Source organism: Cupriavidus pauculus (genome assembly GCF_008801835.1).
GTDB lineage: Bacteria > Pseudomonadota > Gammaproteobacteria > Burkholderiales > Burkholderiaceae > Cupriavidus > Cupriavidus pauculus.
This window is the reverse complement of sequence record NZ_VZOW01000004.1, coordinates 317,932-344,641: the sequence shown is the minus strand read 5'-3', so window position 1 is coordinate 344,641 and position 26,710 is coordinate 317,932. Positions and strand designations below refer to the sequence as shown.

Sequence of the window (26,710 nt, the reverse complement as noted above, 5' to 3'; positions counted from 1 at the left end):
GTTCGCTGCGCTGTTCTTGCACCAGACGTACGGCCCGCTCTCGGACCTCGGGGGAAAACTTGGTTTGCTTGCTCATGGCTCCATTCTCTCAAAGAGTGGAGCCTCCACTAAACCCGGGGCGGTTCACTAACGGGTCAGATCCACGTCACAGAAAATCTGTAATCGAAAAACAAAGCAGGCTGCGCGACGCTATTCGCCGTGTCAAACTCTATTGCGTAGCATGGCCCTTGGAGCTTCCAGAGTGGGAGTACCAGGCCAACCGAGACGTTCCAATCTTGTATTGAGATGACGAATATGGATGACTTGTTTCCTTTGCCTCCTGTGCTCACGGAGTACTTGCGTTCTCCGGCGCTCGAGCGAACAGACAGCCACATAACTTCGCTTCGCCAACGGCTTAGCTATGTAAAAGAGATCATGGATAGAGTAGAAGCTGGCCCTGATGATGGGTTCGTTCTCTATGATCTGTTGAGTAGCGTTGAAAACGATCTGCTCGTTATCCTGGCTCCAGGAATCCCAAGCGATCGAAGCGAAGATTCCACATACATTATGCACGTCTCCTGGCCTGCGGAGTGTAGCGTAGCTTCGATGTACGAAGCCTTCCCAAAGTCCGTAGTTGCCGCACTTACGCGAGGTGTCGGAAAGCTCAGTATGCGCGATACGGAGGCTACTGAGTGGGTCAACCAATGGTGCGCGGCATTGAAGATAATTCTTCAGATGCTCATTGACGCTGACGTACTTGAAAGCGCAATGGCCGCTCTTCTAGCTATCGATCTTCTCCTCACCAACCTCGTTTCCTTTATCACCGCGATGCACCTCAATCCGTTTCTTGATCGACAAGGCTAGTAGGCGGATGTGTCGCGCACTTGCGATGGTAATCGTTGCCGGCAGCGGCGGTTCGTTTTTGCACAGTGGGCGCTCGCCGGACGGATGTCAATGTCCGAGTCTACCGCTCTTTGCCCTCGGGCTACCCTTACAATAAAGGGGAACAGGATGACCAAAACATATGAGATTTGGCAAGCAATTTCGGACGCCGATGGAAGCGGACACAACGCTCTTATCGAAAAGGGACAGTTCGAAACGCAAGCCCACTTGTTCGAAGGTAAGCCGGTGTTACTGAAGACCTTCGATGCCGAAACCTACGACGAGGCCGCGCAAATCTATAACGATTATTTCGGATGGGGCAAATACCATCCGATGAAAGATTAAGGGGTTGGCCGGTGCTGACGCTTGACGCTAGGCGACTTCGCGCGAGCGGCGCCATCAGGGCCAATCAACAAAAGCCAAATCAGCGTCGGTTCACGCTCGTAGAGCAGACGTTCACTGATCAAAGTGCAACGACCGAGACTGGCCGAACTGAGACATCGCCCCCCTACTGCAGTGGAAACTGGCATGGCACTGGCGCCACAGACAGCTATCCGGCCAACAAGCGTCATTCGCCCGCGCTTTTGGTCGGACGTTCGGGCGTCGTCGGCTCTACCTCTAACCGGCCATCCGGTTCTCCCTGAGCCTTGACCTAGTCACCCGCGTCTTCAGTCGCTAGGGCAAGCTCCTGCACAGCAACCGGTTGGCCAATCACTTGATCTTCACGACGACCTTGCCCTTCGCGCGTCCCTGGGCCAAGTATTCAAGCGCTTCCTTTGCTTGCTCGAACGGAAAAACCCTGTCGATCACCGGACGAATATGTTCCGACTCGAGCAGTCCTCCAATTTCGGCGAGCTGGGCGCCGTCGGAACGGACGAATAGAAATGAGTAAGTGACGTCCCGTTTTCTTGCAAGGCGCATGATTTTTCGGCTCATCAAGCCGAACACGAATCTTAGAAAGAAATTCAGGCCTCGTGCGCGTGCGAAGGCTGCGTCCAATGGACCGATGAGCGAGACAACCTTGCTCCCTGGTTTGAGAATGCCGATGGCTTTCTCGATCGCATCGCCCCGCAGTGTACCGATCACCACGTCGTAGCCCCGCAGCACTTTTTCGAAGTTCTCCTTTTTATAATCAACCACCTCGTCTGCGCCCAGCGTGGTGACCAGTGGGACATTACCCGTGCTGGTAGTCGTTCCTACCTTGGCACCGAGGTACTTTGCTAGCTGGATCGCGAACGTACCGATGCCGCCCGACCCCGCAGGGATGAACACCTTGTGGCCAGCTCGAACCTTGGCACGCTCCTTCAATGCTTGCCACGAGGTAAGGCCAACCATCGGAACGGAGGCGGCCTGCACAAAGTCGAGCTTCGCCGGCTTCGGTGCGGCAACGCTTTCCGGCACCGCCGCGAATTCGGCGATCGACCCTCTGCCAAGATCGAAGAGGCTGGCAAAAACGGCATCGCCAGGCTTGAAGCGCGTCACACGACTGCCAACCTCAACCACCACGCCGGCAATATCGCTGCCTAGCGTGGCCGGCAATTCGAACTTCAGGACGGGCCTGAACGTACCCGCCGGAATCATGTTGTCGATTGGGTTCAATCCGGCCGCGTGGACCTGCACCAGCAACTCGTCCGCCTTTAACGTGGGGCGCGGAACGTCGGCGAACCCGATCTCAGGTGATCTGCCATAGCGTTTGAATGTGAGTGCTTGCATGTTGCTCTAAAAGGTAGGGCGCTGCCAGGAACGCCAGAGCCTTCGACACGAAGTCGGCGTGATATTGAAAGATGCCGCCGTGCCCAGCGTCTTCGTAGATGACCATGGTCGATTCTCGTCGGGGATGACGCCCCGGTCATTGTGGCGGTCAGACTTCGGGCCGATAGCGTTCGGCCGCCTGGGCTTGTCGAATGTCCGATATGAGCCCTTGACGCGCGCCATCCAATGCGTCCCAGCGCGCCGCTACATGCAACGGCGGGATAGTCACGAGTTCGCGGCGATCGAAGCCGACCAGTGCCGCATCAACCAGTTCGCCGACTTCCATCACCTCGGGAAGCGCATTGACATCGATGCCGGCGCGCCCCCATATTTCCGTGCGGGTCGCTGCCGGGAGCACCGCCTGCACGTAGACGCCGCCGGGCGACAACTCGAGGTTCAATCCCTGCGACAGAAACAGCACAAACGCCTTGGTGGCGCCGTAAATCGACATGCCGAACTCGGGCGCGAAACCGACCACCGAGCCGATGTTGACGATTGCGCCGGTACCCGACTCCAGGAAGCGCGGAGCGGCGGCGGCGGCAAGCCGTGTAAGCGCCGTGGTATTTAGCGCGATCAGGCGTTCAATGCCCTCGGCGGTCTGCTGCACGAAGCTGCCCGACTGAGCCATCCCGGCGTTGTTGATCAGGATGCCTATCCGACTATCCTCGCGTAGACGAGTCTCGACCGCTCCAAGGTCGGCGGGCTGAGTGAGGTCGGCCTGCAGAACTTCCACGGCCACCCCACTTTCTTCATGCAGCCGTGCGGCCAGCGTATTTAGGCGTGCCTTGTCGCGTGCAACTAGCACGAGGTCGTGGCCACGGCGGGCGAAACGCTCGGCGTAGGTGGCGCCGATGCCGGAGGAGGCGCCGGTGACGAGAACAGTCGGAAGCGTGGTCATCAATAATTTCCTTTTCAAGGCAGTTCGAACGTGCACGCAAGCAGCGCGCGCCTTAGACGGTGATGGATGGGTAGTCGGTGTAGCCCGCAGCGCCGCCGCCATAGAGTGTGGCCAAGTCGGGCTGGGCCAGCGGGGCGCCGGTCTTCAGGCGTTTGACCAGGTCGGGGTTACTGATGAAGGCACGCCCGAAAGCGAACAGGTCTGCCTTGCCCTCATTGAGCCTGGCCGTGGCGAGTTCGAGGTCGTAGCCGTTGTTGGCCAAGTAGGTTTGCCTGAAGCGGCGGCGCAGCGCATCGTAGTCAAAAGGTGCGACATCGCGCGGGCCGCCGGTCGCGCCCTCGACCACGTGCAGGTAGACGATGCCCAGCGCGCTGAGCTGCCCGGCGATGTAGTCGTACTGCGGCTGAGGGTCGCTGCTCGAAATGCCATTTGCCGGTGACACAGGCGAGATGCGCACACCGGTTCGGTCGGCGCCGATTTCCGCCACCACTGCCGCGACGACTTCCAACAACAGGCGCGCGCGGTTCTCGATCGTGCCGCCGTAGGCGTCAGTGCGCTGGTTGGCCCCATCTTTGATGAACTGCTCCAGCAGATAGCCGTTGGCACCGTGGATCTCCACGCCGTCGAAGCCTGCAGCCATTGCATTGGCTGCGGCTTGACGAAAGTCGCCAACGATGCCCGGTAGTTCGTTGAGTTCGAGGGCGCGCGGCTGCGATACGTCGACAAAACCGTTGTTGACAAAGGTCTTCGTCGCCGCGCGGATGGCCGACGGTGCGACCGGCGCAGCGCCGTCAGGCTGGACATCGACGTGCGAAACACGGCCGACGTGCCAGAGTTGCGCGAAGATGCGCCCCCCCTTGGCATGTACAGCCTCGGTGACCTTGCGCCAGCCGGCGATTTGCTCAGGCGTGTACAGGCCCGGGGTGTCCTGATAGCCCTGAGCCTGGGCCGACACCTGAGTGGCCTCCGAGATGATCAGGCCGGCCGAGGCACGCTGGGCGTAGTAGATCGCAGCCAGCTCGCTGGGTACCAGCCCCGCGCCTGCACGATTGCGGGTCAGCGGCGCCATGACAAAACGATTGGCGAGTGTCAGGCGCCCAAGGGTGTAGGGCTCGAAAAGCGTCTTTTCAGTCATGTCGCGTTAGCCTTCGCGTTGAAATCGCAATCAATAATGACGATCATAATCATAACTGTCAAGATTTTGATGACGACTAACATCAATGTAGAATGAAGCCTTCACAGTCACGAACCCACCACCGTGGCCAGCAAATGAAGATCACCAAGGCACAAGCACAAGCCAACCGGGAGCACGTCGTCGCGACGGCGTCGAAGGTTTTTCGGGAACGTGGCTACGACGGGGTTGGGGTTGCCGATCTGATGGCCGCCGCCGGCTTCACCCACGGCGGGTTTTACAGACAGTTCAACTCCAAGGCCGACCTGATGGCGGAATCGGCGGCCTGCGGCATCGCGCAGACGGTGGCACTAAGCGAGGGTGTAAACGCCCCGGAGTTCGTGCAGTATTATCTTTCTCGCGAGCACCGCGATACCCGCGCAACCGGTTGCACGATGGCCGCACTAGGCGGGGATGCCGCGCGTCAACCAGAAGCGGTTCGGGCCGCGTTCGCGGCTGGCATTGAGAGCCTGCTTGGTGCGCTGATGCCCACGGACATTGATTCGGACGGAGGCGATCCGGGTCGGGCACGAGCCCGGTCCCTCGACACACTGGCGCACGCGGTGGGCGCCATCGTCATGTCTCGGGCCTGTCCGGACGACTCGCCGCTGGCCGACGAAATCCTGGCGGTTTGCCGCGACGCGATCCTCGCGTCACTGGACGTGTCCACAACAGCAAACACTTCTTAAACATGACTGGCGCACTTCTGGCATTCAGCAACCGGCCGATCGCCAGAACACCAGTGGCGACAGTGGCGACGGCGGCAAGCTGGCAGCCAGGACGATAAAGAAGGCCAGATAGGCGGGCACAACCTGCGCAGAGACAACTCCATGGCGGGACGACCGGCCCATTGGCATGGAGCCGAATAGGACCCGGGCTCATGCGATGGCGAGGGCTTGGCGACTGGAACCCTTCCCACAATTGAGGTATGGCCAGAATCGCCAAGGTCATATAGGTTCCGACCCAAGCCAAGCAAAAATAATAAGAGAGGTCGGAACATGAATCGACAAGCCATTCGAGCGTGGTGGGCCGCCGCGCTCTGCTTCTTCCTTCTTCCAGGGTGCAATTCGGGCGAAGATCACACCGACAGCCCGGTGGCGGCCCACACGTTGACCTATCGTCTCGGCCTGACACCGACAACTGCCAACGTGGCAGTTGGCCACACGGTACCGCTGACGGGCACTCTAGTCGACAGCGAGGGGCGCACCGTGGCCAATCCCCAGATTACCTATGCGAGCGATGCCGCTGGCGTGGCGAGAGTCGATGCGGCGGGCGTGGTGACGGGCATCGCCGCCGGCACCGCACGTGTCACAGCCAGCGCTACCGCGCCCGACGGCAGCGCGCTGAGTCAGCAGGCCACCGTCGCGGTCACGCTGCCCGCAGTCACGTACAACGTGGTATCAGCCAATCCCACGCTGAACTTGCAATATAACCAGCCGACCACGGCGAGCGTCACGGTGTTGGGCAGCGATGGCTCGGACGTAACGGCACAGGCCACCGGCTGGACCTGGGTGAGTAGCGATGTCGCTGTGGTGACGCCCAACCCCACGGGCGCCAGCGCGACGCTGACTGCCACAAACAGTTCTGCAACTACCGCCGCGTCCGCCAGCATCACGGTAACGGCCGTGGCTCCGGATGGCAGCACAGTCACTGGGCAGATTGCGGTGACGGCATTGCCGCACTATGTCTACAACATATCCCTGTCAGCGACATCCACCAAAGTGTCCAGCGACCGGCCGGCTGTCGTGACAGCAACCGTAATGCGCAGCGACGGACTCGACGTCACAAGCCAGTTCAGCAACTGGCAGTGGGCAACGTTGGGGGCCTCGAATCTCAGCATCGGCTCCTCCGGGGGGCCCTCCGCCACCGTCATCTCGAGCTACGCAGATCAGTCGGCACAAGACTTGGCTGAAGTGACGTTCAGCTTCCTAGTCAAGGTGACGGCTGTCGGCCCAGGCAGCACGGTGTCCGCTCCCCCCGCGTCTTTAGCTCTCTCGCAGGTCCCGGCGTACACCGTAGTGACACCACTGACCGTTAGCGGCCCAAACTGGAACCTTCGGCTGTACCACACCAGCGACGACCTTTCGCCCGCGGTCCCTTGTGCCTTGTTTCAGAGCCCCGGCCCAATGCCGGTTGGCAGCGCACTGACGTATGTCGGTGCGACCGGCAATATGTTTTTATCAAATGCGCCGACCCCTGGTACTTATAATCTGACGCTCTCCTGCACTCCGGCGGGCCGCGGCCCTATCCTGAGTTCAACGACAGTCACGCTGCCATGACGCGCCCCCGGGAAATCCATACAGGTCAAAACTAGAGGTAAGGTTGCTTTGGCGGTGTGACGGAGGGATATCTCGGTCTGTTCTGACGGAAATTTCCCCGCCAAAAAAGGAAATCCCTTTGAAGCTAATGCATCCAAGGGATTTCAGGTGCCCCGCGACCGTTTACCAACACCTTTGTGGAACGGGTAGCGCCCCGCGGGGGGGGCGGCGGCGGAGGGGTACGATTCGGACTCGAGGATGGCGCGGTGCAACCTATCGCACGAATGCATCGACGACACCACGAACGACCAGCGGAGAATCTTCCACTCAAACGTCGGCGGCAAAGTTCAGCGCCTTGGCCAGACCCAAGCGCGTCGCCGGGGTGTAAGGACTACGAAACTATCACGGTCCCCAGCAGCGCAACGGGCTTTGAAATCGCGCCGTCAGAAATCGTCATGAGGGCGGCCAGGTGAAGACGATCCCTGTGCACGGCGTTGTCCGTATTCCGCTCTGCGTAGGATAGTGCCAGGCAGGGGCATCAAGAGTGCCGCAGGTTTCTGGCGAGCTGGAGCCGCTGCTTTTAGAATGGCAACGGTCACTTTCAAGTAGACCCCATGGGACGGCTGTGTGTCGACTACCGAAGTCCGGCCGGGCAGCGAGACCTGGAGGCCGCGAGCTTCCGGCTTCGGCCAGGAGCGGCCGTCCAGTTCGCTGACGTCAACGTTGCGCGCACGTTACACCCCACTTCGGCGGCGCAATTGTCTTACCCCCTTTGCTAGACTATTCAGCGTTCAAAATTCGGTGCGATAACGGCCGCAAAAATCAAACTCTCAGGAGCTATTTTGGGACGCGCACTAATGGGAATCGGGTTACTCCTGATTTTTGGCGGGGCCTATGGCCTATTCGAAGTATCATCGCTGTTCGCCCTGAACGAGTCCCAGCGCAAGGAAGCGAAAAAATACGCGGCTTGGCGCTGCGGTCGAGCTACCTTTTCCACAAACGAAGAGAAACGAAGCGCTGAATATTTCTGGCATACGCACCACACACGAAAATGGTGCCTGATCGCGATCGCCGTAGGGCTGCTAACTCTGCTTCTAGGTGTCATCTATGCGAGCGTCGAAGTAAGCCATACCTGAGTTGATCAGAGGCCTCGATCGCCGCAGAAGCACCTCTTATTCCCACGCGTTTGGAGGACGGAGACCGGCCATTTTCCGCCGTGAACCTAAATCGTCGACAATGAGCGATACAAAAGGTAGCAAAGAACCTCGCAAACCAACCTTGCCAAGGCCTGTTTGCCGAAGCTGTTGATGACTGAAAAATATCGACTCAGGCTCATGTTCGAATGGCGCGGTGGTTGCATTTGGGCGGGAGACGACGCAACGCGCAACACATACGGAGTCGGTCCAATTGAGGACTTGCTGCCACTAGCCGATGAGACGCGCCGGAAGCTTGCAGAAATGACTGCTTGGCATGATCTATCGCTCAACTGGGAATACCCCCCAGACGCGGGACCATGGGACGCGCACGAGTACGAGCGCTTTGAGGCGACCGCGATCGTGATGCGCGACCGTCTTCAACAAGAGCTTGGAGACCGCTTCGCTTTCGTCTACGAGAGATTGGGAGCTTATGAGGGAGACGCCGAGAATTAGTAGGCCGAAGCACCTAATGGCCACCGGAAAGCGCGTCCGCTCTCAAATGGCAGCTTCGAGGAAGTACCTCTGTCCGCTAAGGGTCCGGAAGTCTTCTCCGGGGGCGGCAAGCCCTGCCCCAAGGCAGGCCGAGGGCCGAGGCCGGCCAGAAGCAGTCGCTCGACCTTCTGACCTAGATGGTCGACAATGTATGCCCTAAGCCACTGCCCCGCGCGCCGTTTAATCCGACTGATGACGGTGGCCTTCCATTTCTCTCATGGTGTTGCGACGATGAGCATCAGCAATTGGATAGCGCATTTTCGGAAAGATGCGAACAGTAGCGAAGGATTCAACACGGTGAATTTGGAGGTGGCGCATAGGGTCATCTCCCCCGTGGTCGATGCCGCTCTGAATGCGCGAGGATTCGAGGTAGTCGCGCCGCTAAAGTGGGTACGATTTGACGAGTCACCAATCCGCCAGATATTTTCGTTCCTTGCATGGAAAGGCGGTGTAATCGCGCCACGATGGGGTCTGTCCATTGACTTTGTCCCGCACGTATCGGGTAGCTCTGTTCGCTGGCACCGAACCAACAAATCTGCGTTGTTTGATCTTGCCGTCGATGCCCGCGACAGGGACTTGGACATCAGTCTTATTCGCGGAGAGCGCTTCGTTGCAGAGAAATCGTCAACGGTCGTGGAAGCCGCAATCGCACGGGCAGACGAATTTTGGCGACGAGTCAACTCGGTGGAGGATGTCGTCGGGGCCTTCGAATGGCTGCGAAGCTATCTGTCGAATGGAGGCCTGGGCTTCTACAACTACGCCCAGCATCCGATTGCGCTCGCGTTCGTGCTCGCGAGGATAGGCGATGCTAATGGCGCACGTAGGGAGCTAGATCGATTCCTCGAGGGGCGCTCAGCGGAAGACCCCGTTTCCTTACAACTCGGCAGAATGTTGACTAGAGCTACCTCCATCGCATGATGTCGGTAGTTGCCCTTGGCGCTGGAAGCCTTCACCTGAATCGGCAGAGGGCCAAAACTGGCCATGAACAGCCAGTCGACGGCAGATCCTAGATCGCTGACAATGGCGCCGTGACCCCAGCCTGCTGCTCAGCAAACGAGTACCGAAAGTGCATACGAAGATCGACACGAAATATGGCTCGCTCAGGATTGTTAATGAGGGGACATACACGTTCAAGTCACAAGACAATGTCCGTTCGTACCCGCTCGAAATACGTCTTTCTGCCGACTCGCTGACGTCTATCCACGGTGTCGAGGTAAATGGCGAAAGAGTATTGGTCGTTGGTGCTGGTGGAGGATGCTCCGCGGTGCATGAGCATTCGGCACTGGTGATTGACGACAGGCTTTACCTGGCAGTCGGTGATCATGTGGCCTGCCTCTCTTTGGAGTTGCCCCATCGGTTGATCTGGGCAACTCGGGTCGATACCGCGACCTGCTTTGGTGTCTACTGGGACAGCGGGCGAGCTGCGCTCATTTCGCATGGAGAGCTGGAAGTTTCTCGCCTGTCATTGCGTGGGCATCTACTCTGGCAATCGTCCGGAGCCGACATATTCTCCAACGGCTTTCGCCTGCTACCTGAATATATCGAAGTGGTGGATTTTAATCAGACAATCTATTGCATTGACTACGTGACCGGCGTATCGAGCCTTCGCTAACACGCAAGCGAGCAGCGCCCCACTGTCAACTTGCCCAGCTGGGGCCGAGTCCGGCCAGGAGCGGCCTCTCGAAATGCGGAGTCTGATTGCTGACAATACGGCCAGGTCCTAAAGGAAATTTGCGTGCGAGTGGCACTCGTCGCGTTGCACGCAGTTTCATCCAAACTGGAGCATAGTGTGTCTTTGCTTGACGTTGTTTTGCTCCCATTCGCGGCACTGAGTCGCGGTCAGATTGGCGCTGCAAGCGTGCTTTTCTTCTTCTACGCGGTCATCCTCGCATGTATCGCCGGAACTTTGTTCGAGATTGCCAACTTCGCTGCAGTGAAGAGTCCGGTCGGAACCGCCGAGGTCATAGCAAAGCGAATCGTGGCCGCTCATTGGGAGTGGCAAACTCGCGGACGCTTTTTGACGCGTGTCTATGTGGAGGATTACGAAATTTTGGATTTAATTATCAACGGGCGAAAGATGACGTATCGGCCGATTCCGTGGATTATGGAGCGGACAACAGCAAACACGACAGAGCCAGTTCAGTTCAAGGCTGCCCGATTCAATAACAGAGTAAGGATCACAAAGTTCAAGTACCTATGAAATCAGGAGGCTACCTCTCAGCTTGGACCAGGTGGGGAGAAATAACCGCCCCGAACGGCCGCTTTGTGGGGAAATTGGTCGTCCCTTCAGGGTCGTCTTCTGCCCTACGCGGACCGGTCCGGGGAGGAACGCTCAATTGTGCTCGGCGTTGGGCCGCACCCGCCCATTTAACGATCATCGTCTGCGCCATTTCGATCGGCGCGCTGCAACTGTGCTCGCGCCAGATTGACGATCCGCAGCGCCTCTGAAAAGACTGGATCGAGTTTCTTCCCGCGCTCGGTCGCGGACGCTGCAGTCTGGTCTGCCCCAATGCCCTCTGCCATCTCAAGCAGCATCCCGGGCTGCTGGGATTCCAGCCGCTGCAATAGCATGTGCAGAATATAGACACAGGCGCCAACTTGATTGTCCTGAGCGGAACTCATAAACGCACCTCGTTGAATAGTTGATTTGGAATCGTAGCGCGGAACTCCTCGGAATTTCGCGGCGGCTGTATTGAACGGGACGCATCGTGCAGATCGGCGTGACCAAGGGGCTGCGCTGGCGCTTGACCTGTTCCCGATGCTGGCGAAGCGCCTGATGCAGATCGGACGTACTATTGACGATCCCTGCTTCACATTCCCGATTTTCACCTTTGCACGACTGACATGGACTACCACTACTACGAACCATCGCAAGGCCACGGATTGCCGCATGATCCGCTCAATGCGATCGTCGGTCCCCGCCCCATCGGCTGGATCTCCACGCGCGGCAGCGACGGCACGCTCAATCTCGCCCCTTACAGCTTTTTCAACGCCTTCAATTACCATCCGCCGATCATCGGCTTCTCGAGCATCCAGGCGAAGGACAGCCTGCGCAACGTTCAGGAGACCGGGGAGTTTGTGTGGAACCTCACTACGCACGATCTTGCCGACAAGATGAATGCGACTTGCGCCATGGCGCCCTATGAGGTCGACGAATTCGAACTGGCCGGGCTCACTCCCGTTCCGTCACGGCGAGTCGCCGTTCCGCGCGTGGCGGAAAGTGCGGCTCACTTCGAGTGCAAGCTCACTGATGTGATTCAGCTCCGCGATCATGTAGGCGCGACAATTCCAACGTGGCTGGTGCTTGGCGAAGTCGTGGCCGTTCACATCCGACAGGACCTGTTGAAGGACGGCGTCTTCGACACCTTCGGCGCGGGCATCATCCTTCGTGCAGGCGGCCCATCGGCCTATGCGCTTATCGGACCAGAAAATCGATTCGATCTCGCGCGTCCGCCACGGGTGAATCCTCCGCAATAAATTCGGGTGGGTTGATCGCTCGTACCAGGCTGGTGCTTGCAATCCAGCTCTAACATTCAAAAATATTGAACATCATGTGCGCGACACAACCACTCGTGTCGCGGCTCCAATGCTTATAGTTCAGGACATACGACGCCGAAGCAGGAAGGAGGACGGCGGCGTGAATCATCAGACAAACTGAACTACATTGCGCCGGACGTTGCGGCGCCTTTTGGAGAAAGAACACATGCCGGCCATCAGCGATTCCCAACGTCCCGACACTTCCACTGCCAGCATCTGGGAGCAATGTCGCCCCGCGGTGCTGTTGACGATAGTCGGCGGTGCCATCGACACCATCGGTTTTATCGCGCTGGTCGGCTTCTTTACCGCCCACGTCACCGGCAACCTGGTGCTCGCCGGCGCGGCCTTCGTGAAGGGCGGAGCGGGGCTGTGGATCAAGCTCGGCGCGATTCCGCTGTTTATCGCCACCGTGATGGTCGCCAAGCTCTGGATCGATCGGTGCAGCCAGACACACAAGACGCTGGGCTGGCTGTTCGTGGCCGAGGCGATATTCCTGCTGGGATTTATGGGCGTGGGGCTGTATTTCGATCCGTTCGGCGACCCGAATGGCGTCGAACTCGCGTTGGCCGGTGGTCTTGGCCTGATGGCGCTGGCGATCCGCAATACCTCGAGCAAGACGCTGACGAAGAGCATCAGCCCGAGCACGATGATGACCGGCAACACTACGCAATTCGGCATCGATCTGTCGAACTACCTCCGCGCACCAACCCGCGAACATCGCGTGGCCGTCTTGAAAAGCGGCAGCGTCGTGCTCGGCTTTGTGCTCGGTGCTTTCCTCGGTGCCCTGCTCTATATGCAGATCGGTTTCTGGAGTGTGCTGCCGTTTATCGTGATCATCGCGCACCTGGCCAGCCTTTCCTTCCGCAAGCAATTCGTGTGAGCGCGCTCATGACTATCAACAAAAGCCGGCTCGAATCGTTCAGCGATGGCGTGATTGGCGTGAGCCTGACGCTGATGCTCTATCAGATCCAGTTTCCAACGGAATTCAACTTGAATGGCCTGCGTTCCGAAGCCCCGCATTTCTTTGGCTACGTGCTGAGCTTTGTGTACGTTGGCATCTACTGGAACAACCATCACCACTTGTTCCAGATGGTTCGCGGCATCAACGGCAAGGTGATGTGGGCGAATCTGCATCTGCTGTTCTGGCTGACAATGATTCCGATCTCCACCACCTGGACGGGCAAATCGGATTTCTCGGCGATTCCGACGGCCCTCTACGCCTTCGTGCTGTTCATGTGTGCGATTGCCTATTGGATTCTGGAGCGCGTCATCATCGCCGCGGAAGGCAAGGATTCTTCGCTCGCAGGCACCATCGGCAAGGATCTGAAGGGCAGGCTGTCGCTGGCCGTGTATGCGCTGACGGTTGGCGTGAGTTTTTTCAGCACTACCGCTGCAACGCTGATACTGATTGGCATGGCGGCATTCTGGTTTCTTCCCGATTCGCGGATCGAGAAACATCTCTTATTGCGTTAATCCCAACTGAAGCGCTGGACTAACCGATTTTTCCTGATCCGTGGAATCTGCGGAAGGCGACAAGAGCATGCCGTCGCATTGCGTCAATTCGTCGGCAGCAGGTCCTGCAGATCCTTTAGCGTCGGCTTGTCGGAAATGGTGGGTCGTGTTACGGCGAGGCTGGGCGTAATGTCCTCGGGGCGCGGCTTGGGAATAGCTGATGCATCGAGCCTGCCGTTGCTATCCAGTGGGATCGGCAAGCAGCCGGTCAGCAAGCCGTCGGACTTTAATTTATTGGAGAGTTCGATGGCAAAGACCGCGCCGCGTTCGGCAAGCGAGATCGCCGAACTGCCCCGACTGAACGCGAACTTCGCGCGCCATACAGCGCGATTCTGGCCCACATCGCTCAGCGTGGTGTTGTAGTCGATGGACAGCCGGCTGCCGCCTACTTCCACAACGCCTCCGGTGCTGGCAATCGTCAACACCGCATCGGGCTTGAACGCGACGGCCCTCGCTTCCGCTGGCCTGCGGTCGAGCTCGAGTCCCGTGACATCCTCGAAGGCGGCGGTGGCGCCGCAGCCGCGCAAGATGTCGCGGAACTTGGCGCGGAACGTCGGCGCAAACGCAGGCCCCCAGCCCATTCCCGACGCGGCAATCACATAGATGCGTTTGGGCTGTTGTGCGTAGTCCTGCGCGCGGACGCTGGTGACCGCCGTGCGTGGCGCGCATGCGGCCACGCCAAGCGTTAGCGTGGCCAATACCGCCAGTCGCGCCTGGCGTCTCAGGCCACTCCATCGATCGATGCCAGGGTCAGGAAGCGGTGAACGCATACGTGAAGTAGTACGGTGAGGAAACGGAACGCATGATGTACGTATCGCCGCGGTGGCTCAGGCGGTAGCAAGTCTGCATGGCGTTGAAGCTCGGATTGCCCATGGTGAAGCAAACCTCGTTCGTACCCGGCGACACATTGAATTGGCCGCTTGAATAGCCATGCGAGCGGGTATTGGTCACGCCTAACGATCCGTCGGGGCTGAATCGTATTTCCAGTGCCGCGCCGCTTGGTGCCGTGGCAACGACCTGCCTGATCGACGCGAAGTGGCGGTTCAACTCGTCCCCCAGAACCGGTTGCTCGGGGCCAGTTGCCGGAACGCGGGCGGGTCCCACGGCAGCCGTGGCTGTATTGCCTGATGCGGTGGCGGCTTGCTCGGCGCGGAATTTTTGTAGTGCGACGGTGGCACGCGCCGGCACCTGGTCGATCCACATTGCTGGAATCGCAAAATTCAGGTTCTGCGCATCGCGAATGGTCATGTACGACACACCAATCAGCCGACCATCCTCGTCGAATACGCCACCGCCGCTGGACCCCGATGAAATCGGTGCGGTCATTTGGATGCTGACGATTCTTTCGTCCTTGTCGCGATGCAGCGCGGCAACAAGGCCGTCGGAAAGCGTCTGTCATTTTCAGAAGACGACTGCACCAATTATCAGGAGTCGATAACACTACATCGGCGAGAGCGAAAACTTCCCGGCTCAGTGCGAGCTAAGTCTGCCTGCGTACCTTCTCCACTGTGCAAATCCCTGCACTCTTCTGGAGAAGCATCATGTACCGCTACACCAAACTTTCCCTTCTGGCCGTCGCCATCGCTGCAACCGGCGCGGTCGCCTACGCCGCCAATGGCGGTATGGAAAACGACGCCCTGGCAATCAGCAAGGCCAAGATTCCCCTCACACAAGCAGTCACCGTCGCCGAGCAGCACGCCAATGGCAAGGCGTCACGCGCCGAGTACGAGAACTCGAAGCAAGGTTGGGTCTATGACGTGGAGGTCGTCAGTGGGGCCAAGGTCTTCGATGTCCGGGTCGATGCCGACAAGGGCACGGTCATCTCGTCTGCCGAGGACAAGGCGGATCACGATGACGACCACGACAAGCGGGACTGACTCCCGACAGTATGGCCGGATCGTTTCCCTCGGAGGCGATCCGGCACGGAGACCTCATGGAATCACTCAACCGTACATTATTTCTCTGGCTCAACGCGCCGGAGCATCCCAGTGCTTTAGCTCTGACGTTGGTCATTTTCTTGGCCGAACAGCTCATCTGGGCTGTTCCACTCCTGATCGGCATCGGCTGGCTTCGCGGCGGCGAGCCTACCCGCAAGACGATGCTCGTTGCTAGCGCATCGGGATTGCTGGGCCTGCTCATCAACCAGATCATCGGCCTGGCTTGGATTCATCCCCGGCCTTTCATGATCGGCCTGGGTCACACCCTCATCGCTCATGTTGCCGATTCGTCTTTCCCAAGCGATCACTTGACGCTGTGGTGGGCGGTCGCCTTCAGCCTCGCGCTGCAACGAGGCCCACGAATTGCAGGCGTGGCTTTGGCTTTGTTGGGCGTCCCCATTGCCTGGGCGCGCATCTACCTTGGAGTGCACTTCCCATTCGACATGCTCGGAGCCGGCGCGGTCGCTGCGATCTGTGCCTGGCTGACGTTGCGTGAAGCACGCTGGTATCTGGTGCCAAGTTACCAACTTGCCACCGGAATCCATCGCCGGCTTTTCGGCGGTTTGATCGCGCTTGGATGGGTGCGCGAGTGAGCCTATGGGCGGGCTAAGTCAGCCTGTTCAAACTGCTGGCAAACCATTTCACCCCGGTAGGAGAACTCTATGAACAAATTGCCCACGAGCAGCGCCACAGGCTGGCTCAATAAAGTCCCGGAAGTCGCGCTGTCGTTCTGGATCATCAAGATCATGTCCACCACGGTGGGCGAGACGGGAGCCGATTTCCTGGCGGTCAACGCAGGTTTGGGCCAAGGCGTGACTCGAACCGTCATGGCGACTCTACTGGCAGCCGCGTTGTTCATGCAGTTGCGTACCCGCCGCTATACCCCTTGGATTTACTGGCTGACGGTGGTACTGGTCAGCGTGGTCGGCACCCAGATCACCGATCTGCTGACTGATGGCCTTGGCGTCAGCCTGTACATCAGCACCTCGGCGTTCGCCGTGGCGCTCGCCGCGATCTTTTTTGTCTGGTATCGGGTCGAGCGCACCTTGTCCATCCACGACATCGTGACGCGAAACCGGGAGCTGTTCTATTGGGCCGCCATCCTCTGCACGTTTGCGCTGGGCACTGCTGCGGGCGATCTGGCGACCGAGGCATTGGGCCTGGGCTTTACCTGGGGTGCAGTGGCATTCGGTGCGCTGATCGGCGCCACCTACGCGGCCTGGCGCATGGGCGGCAACGCCGTTCTGACCTTCTGGATTGCCTACATCCTGACCCGCCCCTTCGGGGCCGCACTCGGCGACTTGCTGACACAGGCTAAGACTTATGGTGGTCTTGGCATGGGTGCCATGTGGACAAGCGCCTTGTTCCTCACGGTGATCGTCATGCTGGTGGCCGTCGCGCAGATCGCCATGAATGGACGCCGCTCGGCCCAGCTCGTCGAATAACTCTTTTCGCTCTACACAAGGAGAAAAACATGTTCATGCAGCACTCAATCGCTCGCCCGGTTGCCGCCATTTCGGCCGCCGTGCTCTTGGCACTCGCAGCTGGTTGTTCCAAATCTGCCGATCAGAACAACGCAAGCACAACATCAACGACACCGGCCCAGACTGTCTCGGCCTCGCAAGGCAAAACTGCCTCCAAGCTGGGCGACCTGTCGGCCTTCCGCAACATCGCCGCCGACGTGGTCACCATCGTGGATAAGGGCGACCTGCCCGCTGCCAAGGCCCGCATCAAGGACCTGGAAGTCGCATGGGACTCGGCCGAGGCTGGCCTGAAACCACGGGCAGCCGATGACTGGCATGTGCTCGACAAAGCCATCGACAAGTCGCTTGCGGCGCTCCGTGCCGACACGCCGAGCCAAGCTGACTGCAAGGCAGCAATGGCCGCCCTGCTGAAAGCCTTCGACACGCTCGAAGGCAAAGCCTGACCTGTGAGCGTGCCCCATGAAAACATCCACTGAACAGGCGCTGGCCAAAGTGCCCGAAGTCACGCTGGGCTTCTGGCTCATCAAGATTGCTGCCACGACGCTCGGCGAAACCGGCGGCGATGCCGTCTCGATGTCCATGAATCTGGGCTACCTGGTCGGCACGGCCATCTTCGCGGCGATCTTCCTGGCTGCCGTAGTCGCGCAGGTCAAAGCCAAAGGATTTCATCCCTTCCTGTACTGGACGACCATCATCGCCACAACCACGGTCGGCACGACGTTGGCCGATTTTGCGGATCGATCACTGGGAATCGGGTACGCTGGCGGTTCGAGCTTGCTGCTGGCCTTGCTGCTCGGCTCGCTCTTCATCTGGCATCGCACCCTCGGCTCCGTGTCGGTCAGCACGGTCAGCTCGCCCAAGGCAGAAGCCTTCTACTGGCTGACGATCATGTTCTCCCAGACGCTGGGCACCGCGTGGGGCGACTGGACGGCTGATACGGCGGGTCTGGGATACACGGGTGCGGCCGTCGTGTTCGGCGGGCTGCTCGCGCTGGTCGTGGCAGCCTACTACTGGACGAGCGTGTCCCGCACGCTGCTGTTCTGGGCGGCGTTCATCCTGACGCGCCCGCTGGGTGCCGTGGTCGGGGATTTTCTGGACAAGCCACTGAGCGCGGGTGGTCTGGCGTTGAGCCGCTATTCAGCATCGGCCGCACTGTTGGCCTTCATGCTGACTGCGATCCTGCTGTTCAGGCAGAGAGCAGCCAGGACGGCATATTGAACAACGATTGAACGGAGGGGGAATGCGGGTATTGCTGGTTGAAGACGATCCCATGATCGGTGACGCGATCCAGGGCGCATTGAAGGATGCGTCCTACGCCGCCGACTGGGTGAAGGACGGGCAGACGGCGCTCACCACGCTGGGCTGCCAGCATTACGACCTAGTGCTACTCGACCTCGGTCTGCCCGGCAAGGATGGGCTGGAGGTGCTGGCCAGCATCCGAGCCAAGGACAACCCGATTCCCCTGCTCATCATCACGGCTCGCGATGGTCTGGATGATCGCCTGCGCGGCCTGGATGGCGGGGCCGACGACTATGTGTCCAAGCCCTTTCAGATGGCGGAACTACTGGCCCGGATGCGCGCCGTCCTGAGGCGCAAAGGTGGCACGGCAGCTCCCGTGCTCAGCAACGGCGTGGTGACGCTCGACCCGGCCACCAAAGAGGCTTGTGCCAATGATGGCCCCCAAGTGCAACTGTCCAACCGCGAGTTCTCGCTACTGCAAGCCCTGCTGGTTCGGCCTGGTGCCATCCTTTCGCGCAGCGAACTGGAGGATCGCATCTATGGTTGGGGGGAAGAGGTCGAAAGCAATGCCGTCGAATATCTGATCCACGCACTGCGGCGCAAGCTGGGTGGCGAGGTCATCAAGAACGTCAGGGGGGTCGGATGGATGGTCTCAAAAGGCGCTTGAACGAATCGGTTCAGCTCAAGCTGTCCTTCACCTTGTCGCTGGCCATCCTCGTGGTGGCCGTTGTGGCGGGCGTATTCTCGTTCCTGTCCGCCTTCGATGAAGCCCACGAACTACAGGACGATGTGCTGCGCCAGGTGGCGCAGCTCATGGATCGCCAGCGCTTGTTGCCTGCCGTGCCAACCACCGATATCCGTCTCAAGGATGTCGATGAAGAGTCGCGCGTGATCGTCCAGCGCTTGGGTGAGGTCAGTCCCTCTACGGTAGGCGTGGACGCAGGAGGCGTGCTCCCGCTCCCGGCGACCTTGGCGGATGGATTGCACACGCTGGAAGTTGGTGGCGAGACGTTTCGCGTGCTGGTCAAGACCACGGCGAGCGGCGAACGCATTGCTGTGGCTCAGGAGTCCGGCTTCCGCAATGAAATTGCCCGCGACGGGGCACTGCGCACGGTGATGCCTTTCTTGATTCTCGTGCCGGTGCTGCTGTTGATCGTTGCTGACCTGGTGCGCAAGATGTTCCAGCCCATCGCGGCGCTGTCCAAGGAAATAGACCAGCGGGCAGAGCAGGAACTGCATCCCGTCGAAGACCGCCACCTTCCGGTCGAGGTACGTCCGTTTGCCGTGGCGATCAATCGCCTGCTCGCTCGTGTCGGCCAGTCGATGGAATCTCAGCGCCGCTTTGTGGCGGATGCCGCGCACGAGCTACGTTCGCCGCTGACAGCCATGTCGCTGCAAGCAGAACGGCTCGCGGAAGCGGAAATGTCCAGCGTGGCGCGCGAACGGCTGACGGTTTTGCGCCAAGGGATCGAGCGCAGCCGCAGCCTGCTCGATCAACTCTTGACCTTGGCCAAGGCGCAGTCAGCCACCGACCTGCCGAAGTCGCCTGTATCTGTCCAGAGCATCTACCGCCGCGTGCTGGAAGACCTCATGCCGCTGGCCGAGGCCAAGTACATCGACATCGGTGTCGAAGGCACGCTGGACGCCGAAGTGTGGGCAAGCGAGCTGGACATGATCGCTGTGGTCAAGAACCTGGTCGATAACGCCATCCGCTACACGCCAGAGGGAGGGCGTGTTGATCTTTCTGTGGGTGTTTCGGAAGGGAAGGTCGTACTACGTATTCAGGACAGTGGGCCTGGCATTCCGTTGGCTGAACGGGATCGAGTGTTTGATCCCTTCTACCGCACGCTGGGGAGCGAGCAGATCGGCTCGGGTCTGGGACTATCCATTGTCCAGACGATTGCCAATCGCATCGGTGCTGAAATCCGCCTCGACTTCTCAGATCAAGAGAAGCAAACTGGCTTAAATGTTGCCGTTATCGTTCCCATGCGGTAGCGGTTTGAGAAACGTGGAGGCAGGCTAAATGGTCAATTCGGCGGGGTGGTTTTATTGGGCTTTGCTGTCCGCCATCTTTGCGGCACTGACGGCTATTTTTGCCAAGGTTGGCATTCAGGGAGTTGATTCCGATCTGGCCACCTTGATCCGCACGGCCATCATCATCGTCGTCCTGTCGGCGTTTGTTGCCTACACGGGGAAATGGGCCAACCCCTTGGAGTTATCACCCAAGACATGGCTTTTCCTCGGGCTGTCCGGCTTGGCAACAGGGGCATCGTGGGTCTGCTACTTCCGCGCACTCAAGATTGGCGATGCATCCAAGGTTGCGCCAGTGGATAAACTCAGTCTTGTCCTGGTGGCGGTATTTGCTTTCGCCTTTTTGGGCGAACGCCCGTCACTGAGGGAGTGGTCCGGCATTTCGATGGTCGCCGGAGGCGTTCTGTTATTGGCGTTCAAGTGATAACAGGTAGGACATACTGACTCAACCAGTCGTCACGATTCGTCTACAGTAACCGCTGTCCTGCCATCAAACTTGACTGAGCAGTTTCTCGCCATCAAGGCGCAACTCGCCCTTCGGCGAAATGTGCCGATACAAGGTCTGCCGTGTGATGCCCAGTTCCTGACATAGATCGCCGACCTTGGTTTCGGGCTGCCCCATAGCGGCCATCGCCAGCCGCAACTTGGCGGCAGTCATCTTGAAGGGCCGGCCGCCCTTCCTACCGCGCGCCCTCGCCGAAGCCAATCCTGCAATCGTGCGCTCGGCAATCAGTTCGCGCTCGAACTCGGCCAGCGCGGCGAAGATGCCAAAGACCAACTTGCCGGCGGCCGTCGTGGTGTCAATGGCTGCACCGTGCCCAGTCAACACTTTCAGACCGATGCCACGGCCGGTCATGTCGTGCACGGTGTTGATCAGGTGGCGCAGGTCGCGCCCGAGGCGATCCAGTTTCCACACCACCAGCGTGTCGCCGGGCCGCAGCGCTTTCAGGCAAGACACCAGGCCGGGTCGGTCCTCGCGCTTGCCGGACGCCTGATCCTCATAGAGATGGGCCGGATCGACGCCGTTAGCAATCAGCGCGTCGCGCTGCAAGTCGGTAGCTTGGGAACCATCCGCCTTCGATACCCGCATGTAGCCAATCAGCATGTTTCACCTGTCACATATACGTTCGATTATGTGACAGTGTGAACCGGAAAATTCTGGCCGTCAAAATTTGTCACTTAACCCGTCATTCTGTCTAAGACATGCAAAGGGTCCAGCAGGCTTGTAATGTGACAGAAATTCCGGGGGGATGCCTTCCTTTGCAAAGGTGGCGCGCAACTGTTCCAGGGAAGCGGGATCGCGCCGACCATAGGAAGCCAACGCGAACAGCGAGCGCGCCGTCTCGGGGTCGTGCCGCGCTTCAATGATCGCCTCACTGATAGCTTGGACCGCCCGTTGCCAGTGATTGACGGGTTCGGGCTTCGGCGCTTTCGCCGGCAGACCACTGGTGAACCCGGTTTGGGGCTCGGACCAGAACAGCTTTGCATGCTCGCCTGGCGGGCTTATATCCCTCACCTCGATCAAGCTGATTGCCGTTGCCGCCGCCTCCAGCATCTGCAACCGTACTGCCGGGTTCAGGGTTTCATACGGTCGCCACAGACTTTGCCCAGCACGCAGCGGATGCCCGCAGCCTTGCCAGACTTGGCGGAGATACCCCGCGTAGGTTCCGCACGCCGAAAGCGGGGTGTTCAGCTCATCGAGCAGCGTGCGTAGCAGTCGAAACCACAATCCAGCATGGATGCGTCGGCGCGGCAGTTCCACATAGCCGGTCGTCAGTGCCTGCCAGGTACGCCGGTCCATGACTGCAATCGCGTCGCTGGCGGTGCACGACGCAGTGTCGGCGTTCTCCCAGCCGAGAAACCGTCCAGGCACGCCCCAATAGGATTCCAGGCAGCAGCCATGCAGCGGGCAGCTCAGCATCAGGGGCAGCTTCCATGCAAGCAGTACGGCTTGGTTTGCCGGGTCATTCAGACAGAGCGGACAGGCGCGATGTAGCGGCTGGCTGGGCAGCCAGGCACGCCAGCTCGTGATGGATCGCGTCCTACGGCAGAGTTTCGGCAGCAGCACCGAGAGCTGGAACGCATAGGTTTCCAATGCGTCTGGAATCTGATCATCAAGGCTGTCCAGTAGCCAAGGCACCCAGCCGGCGAAACTCATGCAACGCAGCCGGTCCGGCTCGATGCCGCTCCGCTGGGAGAGCATCGCCAACAGCGCCAGTGGTGGCGCGGTATCCAGGTCATCAACCTGAGCGTGACCAAGATCGTGCTCCAGCAGCTCGGACACCTCCATGTGATAGCAAAGGGCCACGCGGTTGAGCCACGAAGACAAGGCTTCGCCTTCTCTGGGGGCCGGATGCAGTGGCCAGCGTGGCGCTGGCTTCACATCAGTTCCCGCTCGAATTGCCGCCGCCGCTCGCTGGGACCGGTGTAATCGGCCATGCTCAGCGTGCGATGGTTGATCGCTTCCTCGCCGCTCTCCACGGCGACGATGGCCGCCGCCATCAGCAAGTGCGCCAGTTCGCCGATGGTGCCCTCGCTGCGTGTGAGCAGGTAGCGGGCCATGTCCAGCGTGGCAATCGACGAGGGTCGCCGCAGCGGGAGCGAAGCCGCGAAGCTGGCCAGCAGTGAGCAGCAATCGTCGTTGGCCTCCCACACCGGCAGCATCATCGGCTCGAAGCGGTTTTCCAACTGGTCGTCCGAGCGGATCGCCAAGTAGGCATCGCGTGTGCCGACGCCGACCAGCGGGATGCGCAGTTCGTTGCCGAGGAAACGCAACAGATTGAGGAATTCTCGGCGGTTGATGCTGTTGCCGGCCAGGACGTTGTGCAGTTCGTCGATCACCAACATGTGCACACCGACCTTGCGCAGCAAGGCCAGCGCCAATTGCTCCATTTCCGGCAGCCGTGGGCGCGGCCGCAATGGCGCACCCATCGCCGCGAGCAGCGCGACGTAGAAGCGGATCACCGACGGCTCGGACGGCATCTGCACGACCAGCACCGGGATGTGCTCCTGGTCGGCATCGGAACTGGGCGGATGCGTGCGCCGGAACTTCTCGACGATCATCGACTTGCCGTTGTTGGTCGGGCCGACCAGCAGCAGGTTGGGCATGCGCTGCTTGTTCGGCCACGCATACAAGGTTTCCAGCCGGTTCAGCGCCTCGACTGCACGCGGATAGCCGATCCAGCGGTCGGCGCGAAGGCGATGGATGCGTTCGTCCGCCGGAAGACGGGCCAAGCCCTGCGCCGCCGGCAGCAGGTGTGACAAGTCGATGATGGGATATTCGTCCACTGCTACCACTCCTCAATCTGGTCGAACGGTTTGGCCGGTGGCAGCTTGTCTGCCTGCGGATCAGCAACGTCCGTTTTCGGCGGAATCGGCTTGTCCGGCGGAGGAGATGCCTTGAGGTGCTGGCGTCGATCCGCGTCGCGCCGCGCCTTGCGCGTGGCCTTCTGTGCGGTGGTCACGATCTCGCGCATCTGTCCGATCATGCGGAACAGCGCCGACTCATCCACCTGTTCGCGTCCCTGCTGCCGCAATTTCGTCAGCGCCTGCCGTTGTTCCCAGAGGGTGACAGCCGGGTGCGACAAGGTACGGTAGGGGATTTCCAAGTAATGCTGCCCCTCCGGTTCCAGCACCCAGATACGGCTGATGTCGCGCGGATCGCGCCGGATCAGGAACGTAGACAAGCGGTCGCGCCGAGCTATCCACGGCTTGAGCGCATCGGCGTAGTAGTGAATGTGGTCGATGACGAAGCCGGTGCGGGTCAGCGTGCGGCGGATGATTGGCAGAAAATCGACCAGAAAAGCCGTGGCGCGGGTGACGACGGCCGGTACACCGACACGCGCCACGGCCTCAGCCCAACGCGTGGCCGGCGGTTGGAGCAGGCCGTTGTGCACGGAGCCGTGATAGGTGCCGACCGCCAATGTGAGCCAGCGCTCCAGCTCGCGCAATGTCAGAGCTGCCTTGTTTTCAGAATCGTAGTCCCCGCGCTGGCCGGGATTCGAGAAGGTTGTCCCCGGCAGTTCGTCGTGGATCATCTGCATCGCCGTGCCGATGATCCGTTCCACGATGCCGCCGTAGTGCGGCTGCCCAGGCGGACGATAGTCCAACTGGATGCCATGCTGCTCACAGCCACGGCGCAGGGCCTCGCTCTTGAACTCGGCCGCGTTGTCCAGGTAGAGCAGCCTGGGCTTGCCACTCATCGGCCAGTCCATTTCCACATTCAGTCCTTCCAGCCAGGGACGCTTGTCGCAAGCAACATGCGCGAGGCACAGACCAACCGAAACGGATGACGGCGCTTCCAGCGTGACGACCATGCCGAGAACGCAGCGGGTAAACACGTCGATGGCGATGGTCAGATATGGTCGGCCAATCGGTTGCCGGTCGCGCTCGTCCACCACGATCAGGTCGATGACTGTGTGGTCGATCTGCACCTGCTCCAGCGGTGCGGAGACAGGCGGCGGAACACCACCAACACCTTGCAGGGCGCGGGACGCATCCTGACCTTCTCGAAGGCGAGTGGTCTTGAGTGGATCAAGGCTGGCGATCCGCAACGCCACCGTGTTGCGCGTCGGCACCCGCAGCTTTTGCAGCTTGCACTCCCGCGCAATTTCGCGGTGGAACGCCGCCAAGCTACGCTTCTGCTTGGTCAGGAAGCGCTTTTGCATTAGCTCGCGGATGATTCGTTCGACCGACTCCGGCAAGCGGCTTTTACCTTTGCCTCCGCTCGACTGCCCAAGCGCAAAGTCAGTGACCAGTCCCGAACCTTGCCGGGCGCGGCGGATCAGGACGTAGACCTGCCGCCGGGACAGACCCAATGCTTGGGCTGCCACGTCGGCCGCTTCATGCCCGACCGTCTCCGACTGCGCCAACGGCCCAATGATCTCCGCGCGACGACGCGCACGCTCCCATGCCTGTTCTGGCAGGGTAGCCACGCCGTGCTCGGTAATCGGTGCGGTATCGGTCCCCATGCTCACCTCGCTTTGGTGCACACGAGTATTGAGCATAGACGAGTTTCGTGCAGAGGAGTTCTGATATCTGGCTGTCAAAAGCCATATGCACAACAAGCTTCATACCCAGTTGAATGGTGCAGTCGTCTTCTGAAAATGACATGAAAGCTCAATCCGTATCCACGAATTGGACTATTTTCCTGCAACGGCAATCGATTCCTCTGGTCCCCAAAGGCGTCATCAGCGAAACTGCCCAAAGACCGGTGACGACATCGACAAACTCCCGTGCAAGCTCGTAGCGATCGTCATGACCCATCTCGGACTCGTAGCCAAAGTTGAGGGCTGCATCGGGATTCGCCGTTGTCACCACGTTTTAGCCGGCCCGACCGCCGCTGATGTGTCCAGCGACGAGAACCGTCTGGCAATGTGGTATGGCACGTCGAACGCTGTCGAGGCTGTTGCGGCAAGTCGTACGACGCACTCCTGAAAAAGGGGCCGCGCTATACTTCGCGGCGCTGCGACCAGCGCATCCCCACACCGCACCGCGAGAACCCGCCTCATGACCGAAGCCACCGCCCTGACGCCCGACGAACTTCAGGAGCTTGACGATTTGCTGGACGACCTGCGCCAGCGCGCTGAAGAAATCCCGCAATGGGAGTTCTGCGACGGTTTTCTCACGGCCCTGGTCTGCACGCGCCGCCGCATCCCGGCTGCCGACTACCTGCCCATGCTGCTGGGCGACGGCGCGGCGCTCGACGTGGCCGAGGGCAGTCCGCCGCCGTTGCTGCCCGCGTTCCGTGACGCGGCCCAGCAGAGCCGCTTCATGGAGCTGTGGCAGCGTCGATGGAACGAGGTGGAGCATCAGCTCGACCAGCCGGTGGAGACGCTGGAGGACGAACGCACCTTCCATCCCGAAGTCATGGACATGCGCGGCGCCATCTGGAGCCTGCCCCAGGAAGAGCGCGCGGAGATTGACGGGCGGGAAATTCCCTCGTTTGGCCAGGTGTGGGCGCTGGGCTTCATGTTCGCGGTGGAGAACTGGCCCGATGAATGGGCCGCCCCACGCGACAAGGAAGCCGCCCAGTGGCTGGACGACGCGCTTGACGCCATTGTCGCCCTGACCGAGGCCGACACCGGCCAGCCCGAGGTCTGCATGTACAGCGAGGATGGCCCGCCCAGTACGAGCCAGGCGCGCGTGGAAGCCTTCGGCGAGGCGATCTGGGCTGTCTACGACCTGCGCCAGATCTGGAAGAGCCTGGGCCCGCGCGTGGAGGCCGTGGTGAGGGGCGACCAGCCCGGCCGCAACGACCCGTGCCCTTGCGGCAGCGGCAAGAAGTTCAAGAAGTGCCACGGCAGATAAGGGATGGGGCGCGGCCATTAAACCAGCCAGCTG

31 protein-coding genes and 2 pseudogenes are annotated in these 26,710 nt (G+C 60.1%); 20 read left to right on the top strand and 13 right to left on the bottom strand.

Going from position 1 to position 26,710, the window contains the following annotated elements:
• Nucleotides 1-294 precede the first annotated feature (294 nt).
• Together F7R19_RS07665 and F7R19_RS07660 are read left to right on the top strand one after the other, a co-directional pair.
• The gene (locus tag F7R19_RS07665; RefSeq protein WP_150979855.1) at nucleotides 295-843 is read left to right on the top strand and encodes a hypothetical protein; all 549 of its coding nucleotides are present in this window, start codon (nucleotides 295-297) and stop codon (nucleotides 841-843) included.
• Nucleotides 844-990: 147 nt separating this feature from the next.
• Entirely contained in the window at nucleotides 991-1,206 is a 216-nt protein-coding gene (locus F7R19_RS07660) for a hypothetical protein (protein ID WP_150979854.1), read from the top strand.
• Between the two features lie 366 nt (nucleotides 1,207-1,572).
• On the opposite strand, the gene F7R19_RS07655 is transcribed toward F7R19_RS07660, so the two are convergent.
• The 4 genes from F7R19_RS07655 to F7R19_RS07645 are packed head-to-tail and all read right to left on the bottom strand — an operon-like array spanning nucleotide 1,573 to nucleotide 4,646.
• Nucleotides 1,573-2,574: an NADP-dependent oxidoreductase gene (locus tag F7R19_RS07655; RefSeq protein WP_150979853.1), complete on the bottom strand. Its 1,002-nt coding sequence runs from the start codon at nucleotides 2,572-2,574 to the stop codon at nucleotides 1,573-1,575.
• Nucleotides 2,534-2,680: a hypothetical protein gene (locus tag F7R19_RS29685; protein WP_170292566.1), complete on the bottom strand. Its 147-nt coding sequence runs from the start codon at nucleotides 2,678-2,680 to the stop codon at nucleotides 2,534-2,536. Before F7R19_RS29685 ends, F7R19_RS07655 begins: the two co-directional genes overlap by 41 nt.
• 42 nt (nucleotides 2,681-2,722) lie before the next feature.
• Nucleotides 2,723-3,511, bottom strand: coding sequence for an SDR family NAD(P)-dependent oxidoreductase (locus F7R19_RS07650; protein ID WP_150979852.1), 789 nt, complete (start codon nucleotides 3,509-3,511; stop codon nucleotides 2,723-2,725).
• Nucleotides 3,512-3,563: 52 nt separating this feature from the next.
• Nucleotides 3,564-4,646, bottom strand: a complete 1,083-nt coding sequence (locus tag F7R19_RS07645; RefSeq protein WP_061960186.1) for an alkene reductase — start codon at nucleotides 4,644-4,646, stop codon at nucleotides 3,564-3,566.
• A 134-nt stretch (nucleotides 4,647-4,780) separates the two neighbouring features.
• Between F7R19_RS07645 and F7R19_RS07640 the strand changes: the two genes are divergently transcribed.
• From F7R19_RS07640 to F7R19_RS07615, 6 genes are all read left to right on the top strand, one after another.
• Entirely contained in the window at nucleotides 4,781-5,371 is a 591-nt protein-coding gene (locus tag F7R19_RS07640) for a TetR/AcrR family transcriptional regulator (RefSeq protein WP_150979851.1), read from the top strand.
• A gap of 309 nt (nucleotides 5,372-5,680) precedes the next feature.
• Nucleotides 5,681-6,961 (top strand): Ig-like domain-containing protein, encoded by a 1,281-nt coding sequence (locus tag F7R19_RS07635; protein WP_150979850.1) that lies wholly within the window; start codon nucleotides 5,681-5,683, stop codon nucleotides 6,959-6,961.
• A 1,286-nt stretch (nucleotides 6,962-8,247) separates the two neighbouring features.
• Nucleotides 8,248-8,589 carry a hypothetical protein gene (locus F7R19_RS07630; protein ID WP_150979849.1) on the top strand — a complete coding sequence of 114 codons (342 nt, stop codon included), beginning with the start codon at nucleotides 8,248-8,250 and terminating at the stop codon, nucleotides 8,587-8,589.
• A gap of 270 nt (nucleotides 8,590-8,859) precedes the next feature.
• The gene (locus F7R19_RS07625; RefSeq protein ID WP_150979848.1) at nucleotides 8,860-9,546 is read left to right on the top strand and encodes a hypothetical protein; all 687 of its coding nucleotides are present in this window, start codon (nucleotides 8,860-8,862) and stop codon (nucleotides 9,544-9,546) included.
• A 148-nt stretch (nucleotides 9,547-9,694) separates the two neighbouring features.
• A complete protein-coding gene (locus tag F7R19_RS07620; RefSeq protein ID WP_150979847.1) occupies nucleotides 9,695-10,240 on the top strand; it encodes a hypothetical protein in 546 nt (181 codons plus the stop codon).
• Between the two features lie 123 nt (nucleotides 10,241-10,363).
• The gene (locus F7R19_RS07615; RefSeq protein ID WP_150979846.1) at nucleotides 10,364-10,828 is read left to right on the top strand and encodes a hypothetical protein; all 465 of its coding nucleotides are present in this window, start codon (nucleotides 10,364-10,366) and stop codon (nucleotides 10,826-10,828) included.
• 167 nt (nucleotides 10,829-10,995) lie between these two features.
• Here the strand turns inward: F7R19_RS07615 and F7R19_RS07610 are convergent, their stop codons facing one another.
• Nucleotides 10,996-11,250: a hypothetical protein gene (locus F7R19_RS07610; RefSeq protein WP_150979845.1), complete on the bottom strand. Its 255-nt coding sequence runs from the start codon at nucleotides 11,248-11,250 to the stop codon at nucleotides 10,996-10,998.
• A gap of 222 nt (nucleotides 11,251-11,472) precedes the next feature.
• Here F7R19_RS07610 and F7R19_RS07605 point away from each other — a divergent pair, with 222 nt between their 5' ends.
• From F7R19_RS07605 to F7R19_RS07595, 3 genes are all read left to right on the top strand, one after another.
• Complete coding sequence (locus F7R19_RS07605; RefSeq protein WP_061957973.1) at nucleotides 11,473-12,105, top strand: flavin reductase family protein; 633 nt, start codon at nucleotides 11,473-11,475, stop codon at nucleotides 12,103-12,105.
• Nucleotides 12,106-12,331: 226 nt separating this feature from the next.
• A complete protein-coding gene (locus F7R19_RS07600; RefSeq protein WP_061957972.1) occupies nucleotides 12,332-13,045 on the top strand; it encodes a YoaK family protein in 714 nt (237 codons plus the stop codon).
• Nucleotides 13,046-13,053: 8 nt separating this feature from the next.
• Complete coding sequence (locus tag F7R19_RS07595; protein WP_150979844.1) at nucleotides 13,054-13,638, top strand: TMEM175 family protein; 585 nt, start codon at nucleotides 13,054-13,056, stop codon at nucleotides 13,636-13,638.
• 83 nt (nucleotides 13,639-13,721) lie between these two features.
• Here the strand turns inward: F7R19_RS07595 and F7R19_RS07590 are convergent, their stop codons facing one another.
• The 3 genes and pseudogenes from F7R19_RS07590 to F7R19_RS30455 form a co-directional block, all read right to left on the bottom strand.
• Nucleotides 13,722-14,354: a hypothetical protein gene (locus F7R19_RS07590; protein ID WP_223506244.1), complete on the bottom strand. Its 633-nt coding sequence runs from the start codon at nucleotides 14,352-14,354 to the stop codon at nucleotides 13,722-13,724.
• 73 nt (nucleotides 14,355-14,427) lie between these two features.
• Nucleotides 14,428-14,925, bottom strand: coding sequence for a hypothetical protein (locus F7R19_RS07585; RefSeq protein ID WP_223506246.1), 498 nt, complete (start codon nucleotides 14,923-14,925; stop codon nucleotides 14,428-14,430).
• Nucleotides 14,926-14,943: 18 nt separating this feature from the next.
• A pseudogene (locus F7R19_RS30455) lies at nucleotides 14,944-15,057 on the bottom strand (serine protease); the annotation flags it as partial.
• 161 nt (nucleotides 15,058-15,218) lie between these two features.
• On the opposite strand from F7R19_RS30455, the gene F7R19_RS07580 reads away from it, so the two are divergent.
• The 8 genes from F7R19_RS07580 (at nucleotide 15,219) to F7R19_RS07545 (ending at nucleotide 20,792) form a co-directional block, all read left to right on the top strand.
• On the top strand, nucleotides 15,219-15,554 hold the full coding sequence (locus F7R19_RS07580; RefSeq protein ID WP_005797945.1) for a PepSY domain-containing protein: 336 nt from the start codon (nucleotides 15,219-15,221) through the stop codon (nucleotides 15,552-15,554).
• Between the two features lie 56 nt (nucleotides 15,555-15,610).
• On the top strand, nucleotides 15,611-16,207 hold the full coding sequence (locus tag F7R19_RS07575) for an undecaprenyl-diphosphatase (protein ID WP_126221083.1): 597 nt from the start codon (nucleotides 15,611-15,613) through the stop codon (nucleotides 16,205-16,207).
• A 69-nt stretch (nucleotides 16,208-16,276) separates the two neighbouring features.
• Nucleotides 16,277-17,059 (top strand): COG4705 family protein, encoded by a 783-nt coding sequence (locus F7R19_RS07570; protein WP_150979842.1) that lies wholly within the window; start codon nucleotides 16,277-16,279, stop codon nucleotides 17,057-17,059.
• 29 nt (nucleotides 17,060-17,088) lie between these two features.
• On the top strand, nucleotides 17,089-17,541 hold the full coding sequence (locus F7R19_RS07565) for a hypothetical protein (RefSeq protein ID WP_126221085.1): 453 nt from the start codon (nucleotides 17,089-17,091) through the stop codon (nucleotides 17,539-17,541).
• Between the two features lie 16 nt (nucleotides 17,542-17,557).
• Complete coding sequence (locus tag F7R19_RS07560; protein ID WP_126221086.1) at nucleotides 17,558-18,316, top strand: COG4705 family protein; 759 nt, start codon at nucleotides 17,558-17,560, stop codon at nucleotides 18,314-18,316.
• 22 nt (nucleotides 18,317-18,338) lie between these two features.
• Entirely contained in the window at nucleotides 18,339-19,004 is a 666-nt protein-coding gene (locus tag F7R19_RS07555) for a response regulator transcription factor (RefSeq protein WP_011875626.1), read from the top strand.
• Nucleotides 18,980-20,332, top strand: a complete 1,353-nt coding sequence (locus F7R19_RS07550) for an ATP-binding protein (RefSeq protein WP_126221087.1) — start codon at nucleotides 18,980-18,982, stop codon at nucleotides 20,330-20,332. Before F7R19_RS07555 ends, F7R19_RS07550 begins: the two co-directional genes overlap by 25 nt.
• Nucleotides 20,333-20,360: 28 nt before the next feature.
• Nucleotides 20,361-20,792 (top strand): EamA family transporter, encoded by a 432-nt coding sequence (locus tag F7R19_RS07545; protein WP_126221088.1) that lies wholly within the window; start codon nucleotides 20,361-20,363, stop codon nucleotides 20,790-20,792.
• Between the two features lie 66 nt (nucleotides 20,793-20,858).
• On the opposite strand, the gene F7R19_RS07540 is transcribed toward F7R19_RS07545, so the two are convergent.
• The 5 genes and pseudogenes from F7R19_RS07540 to F7R19_RS07520 all read right to left on the bottom strand — a co-directional run.
• On the bottom strand, nucleotides 20,859-21,473 hold the full coding sequence (locus F7R19_RS07540) for a recombinase family protein (protein WP_011875630.1): 615 nt from the start codon (nucleotides 21,471-21,473) through the stop codon (nucleotides 20,859-20,861).
• Nucleotides 21,474-21,533: 60 nt separating this feature from the next.
• Nucleotides 21,534-22,751 (bottom strand): TniQ family protein, encoded by a 1,218-nt coding sequence (locus F7R19_RS07535; RefSeq protein WP_126221089.1) that lies wholly within the window; start codon nucleotides 22,749-22,751, stop codon nucleotides 21,534-21,536.
• On the bottom strand, nucleotides 22,748-23,656 hold the full coding sequence (locus tag F7R19_RS07530) for a TniB family NTP-binding protein (RefSeq protein ID WP_126221090.1): 909 nt from the start codon (nucleotides 23,654-23,656) through the stop codon (nucleotides 22,748-22,750). The genes F7R19_RS07535 and F7R19_RS07530 overlap by 4 nt, the downstream gene beginning before the upstream one ends.
• Before the next feature lie 2 nt (nucleotides 23,657-23,658).
• Nucleotides 23,659-25,374, bottom strand: a complete 1,716-nt coding sequence (locus F7R19_RS07525; protein WP_126221091.1) for a Mu transposase C-terminal domain-containing protein — start codon at nucleotides 25,372-25,374, stop codon at nucleotides 23,659-23,661.
• 173 nt (nucleotides 25,375-25,547) lie between these two features.
• Nucleotides 25,548-25,791, bottom strand: a pseudogene (locus F7R19_RS07520) (LLM class flavin-dependent oxidoreductase); the annotation flags it as partial.
• Between the two features lie 85 nt (nucleotides 25,792-25,876).
• Here F7R19_RS07520 and F7R19_RS07515 point away from each other — a divergent pair.
• On the top strand, nucleotides 25,877-26,677 hold the full coding sequence (locus F7R19_RS07515) for a YecA/YgfB family protein (RefSeq protein ID WP_150979841.1): 801 nt from the start codon (nucleotides 25,877-25,879) through the stop codon (nucleotides 26,675-26,677).
• Nucleotides 26,678-26,710 lie beyond the last annotated feature (33 nt).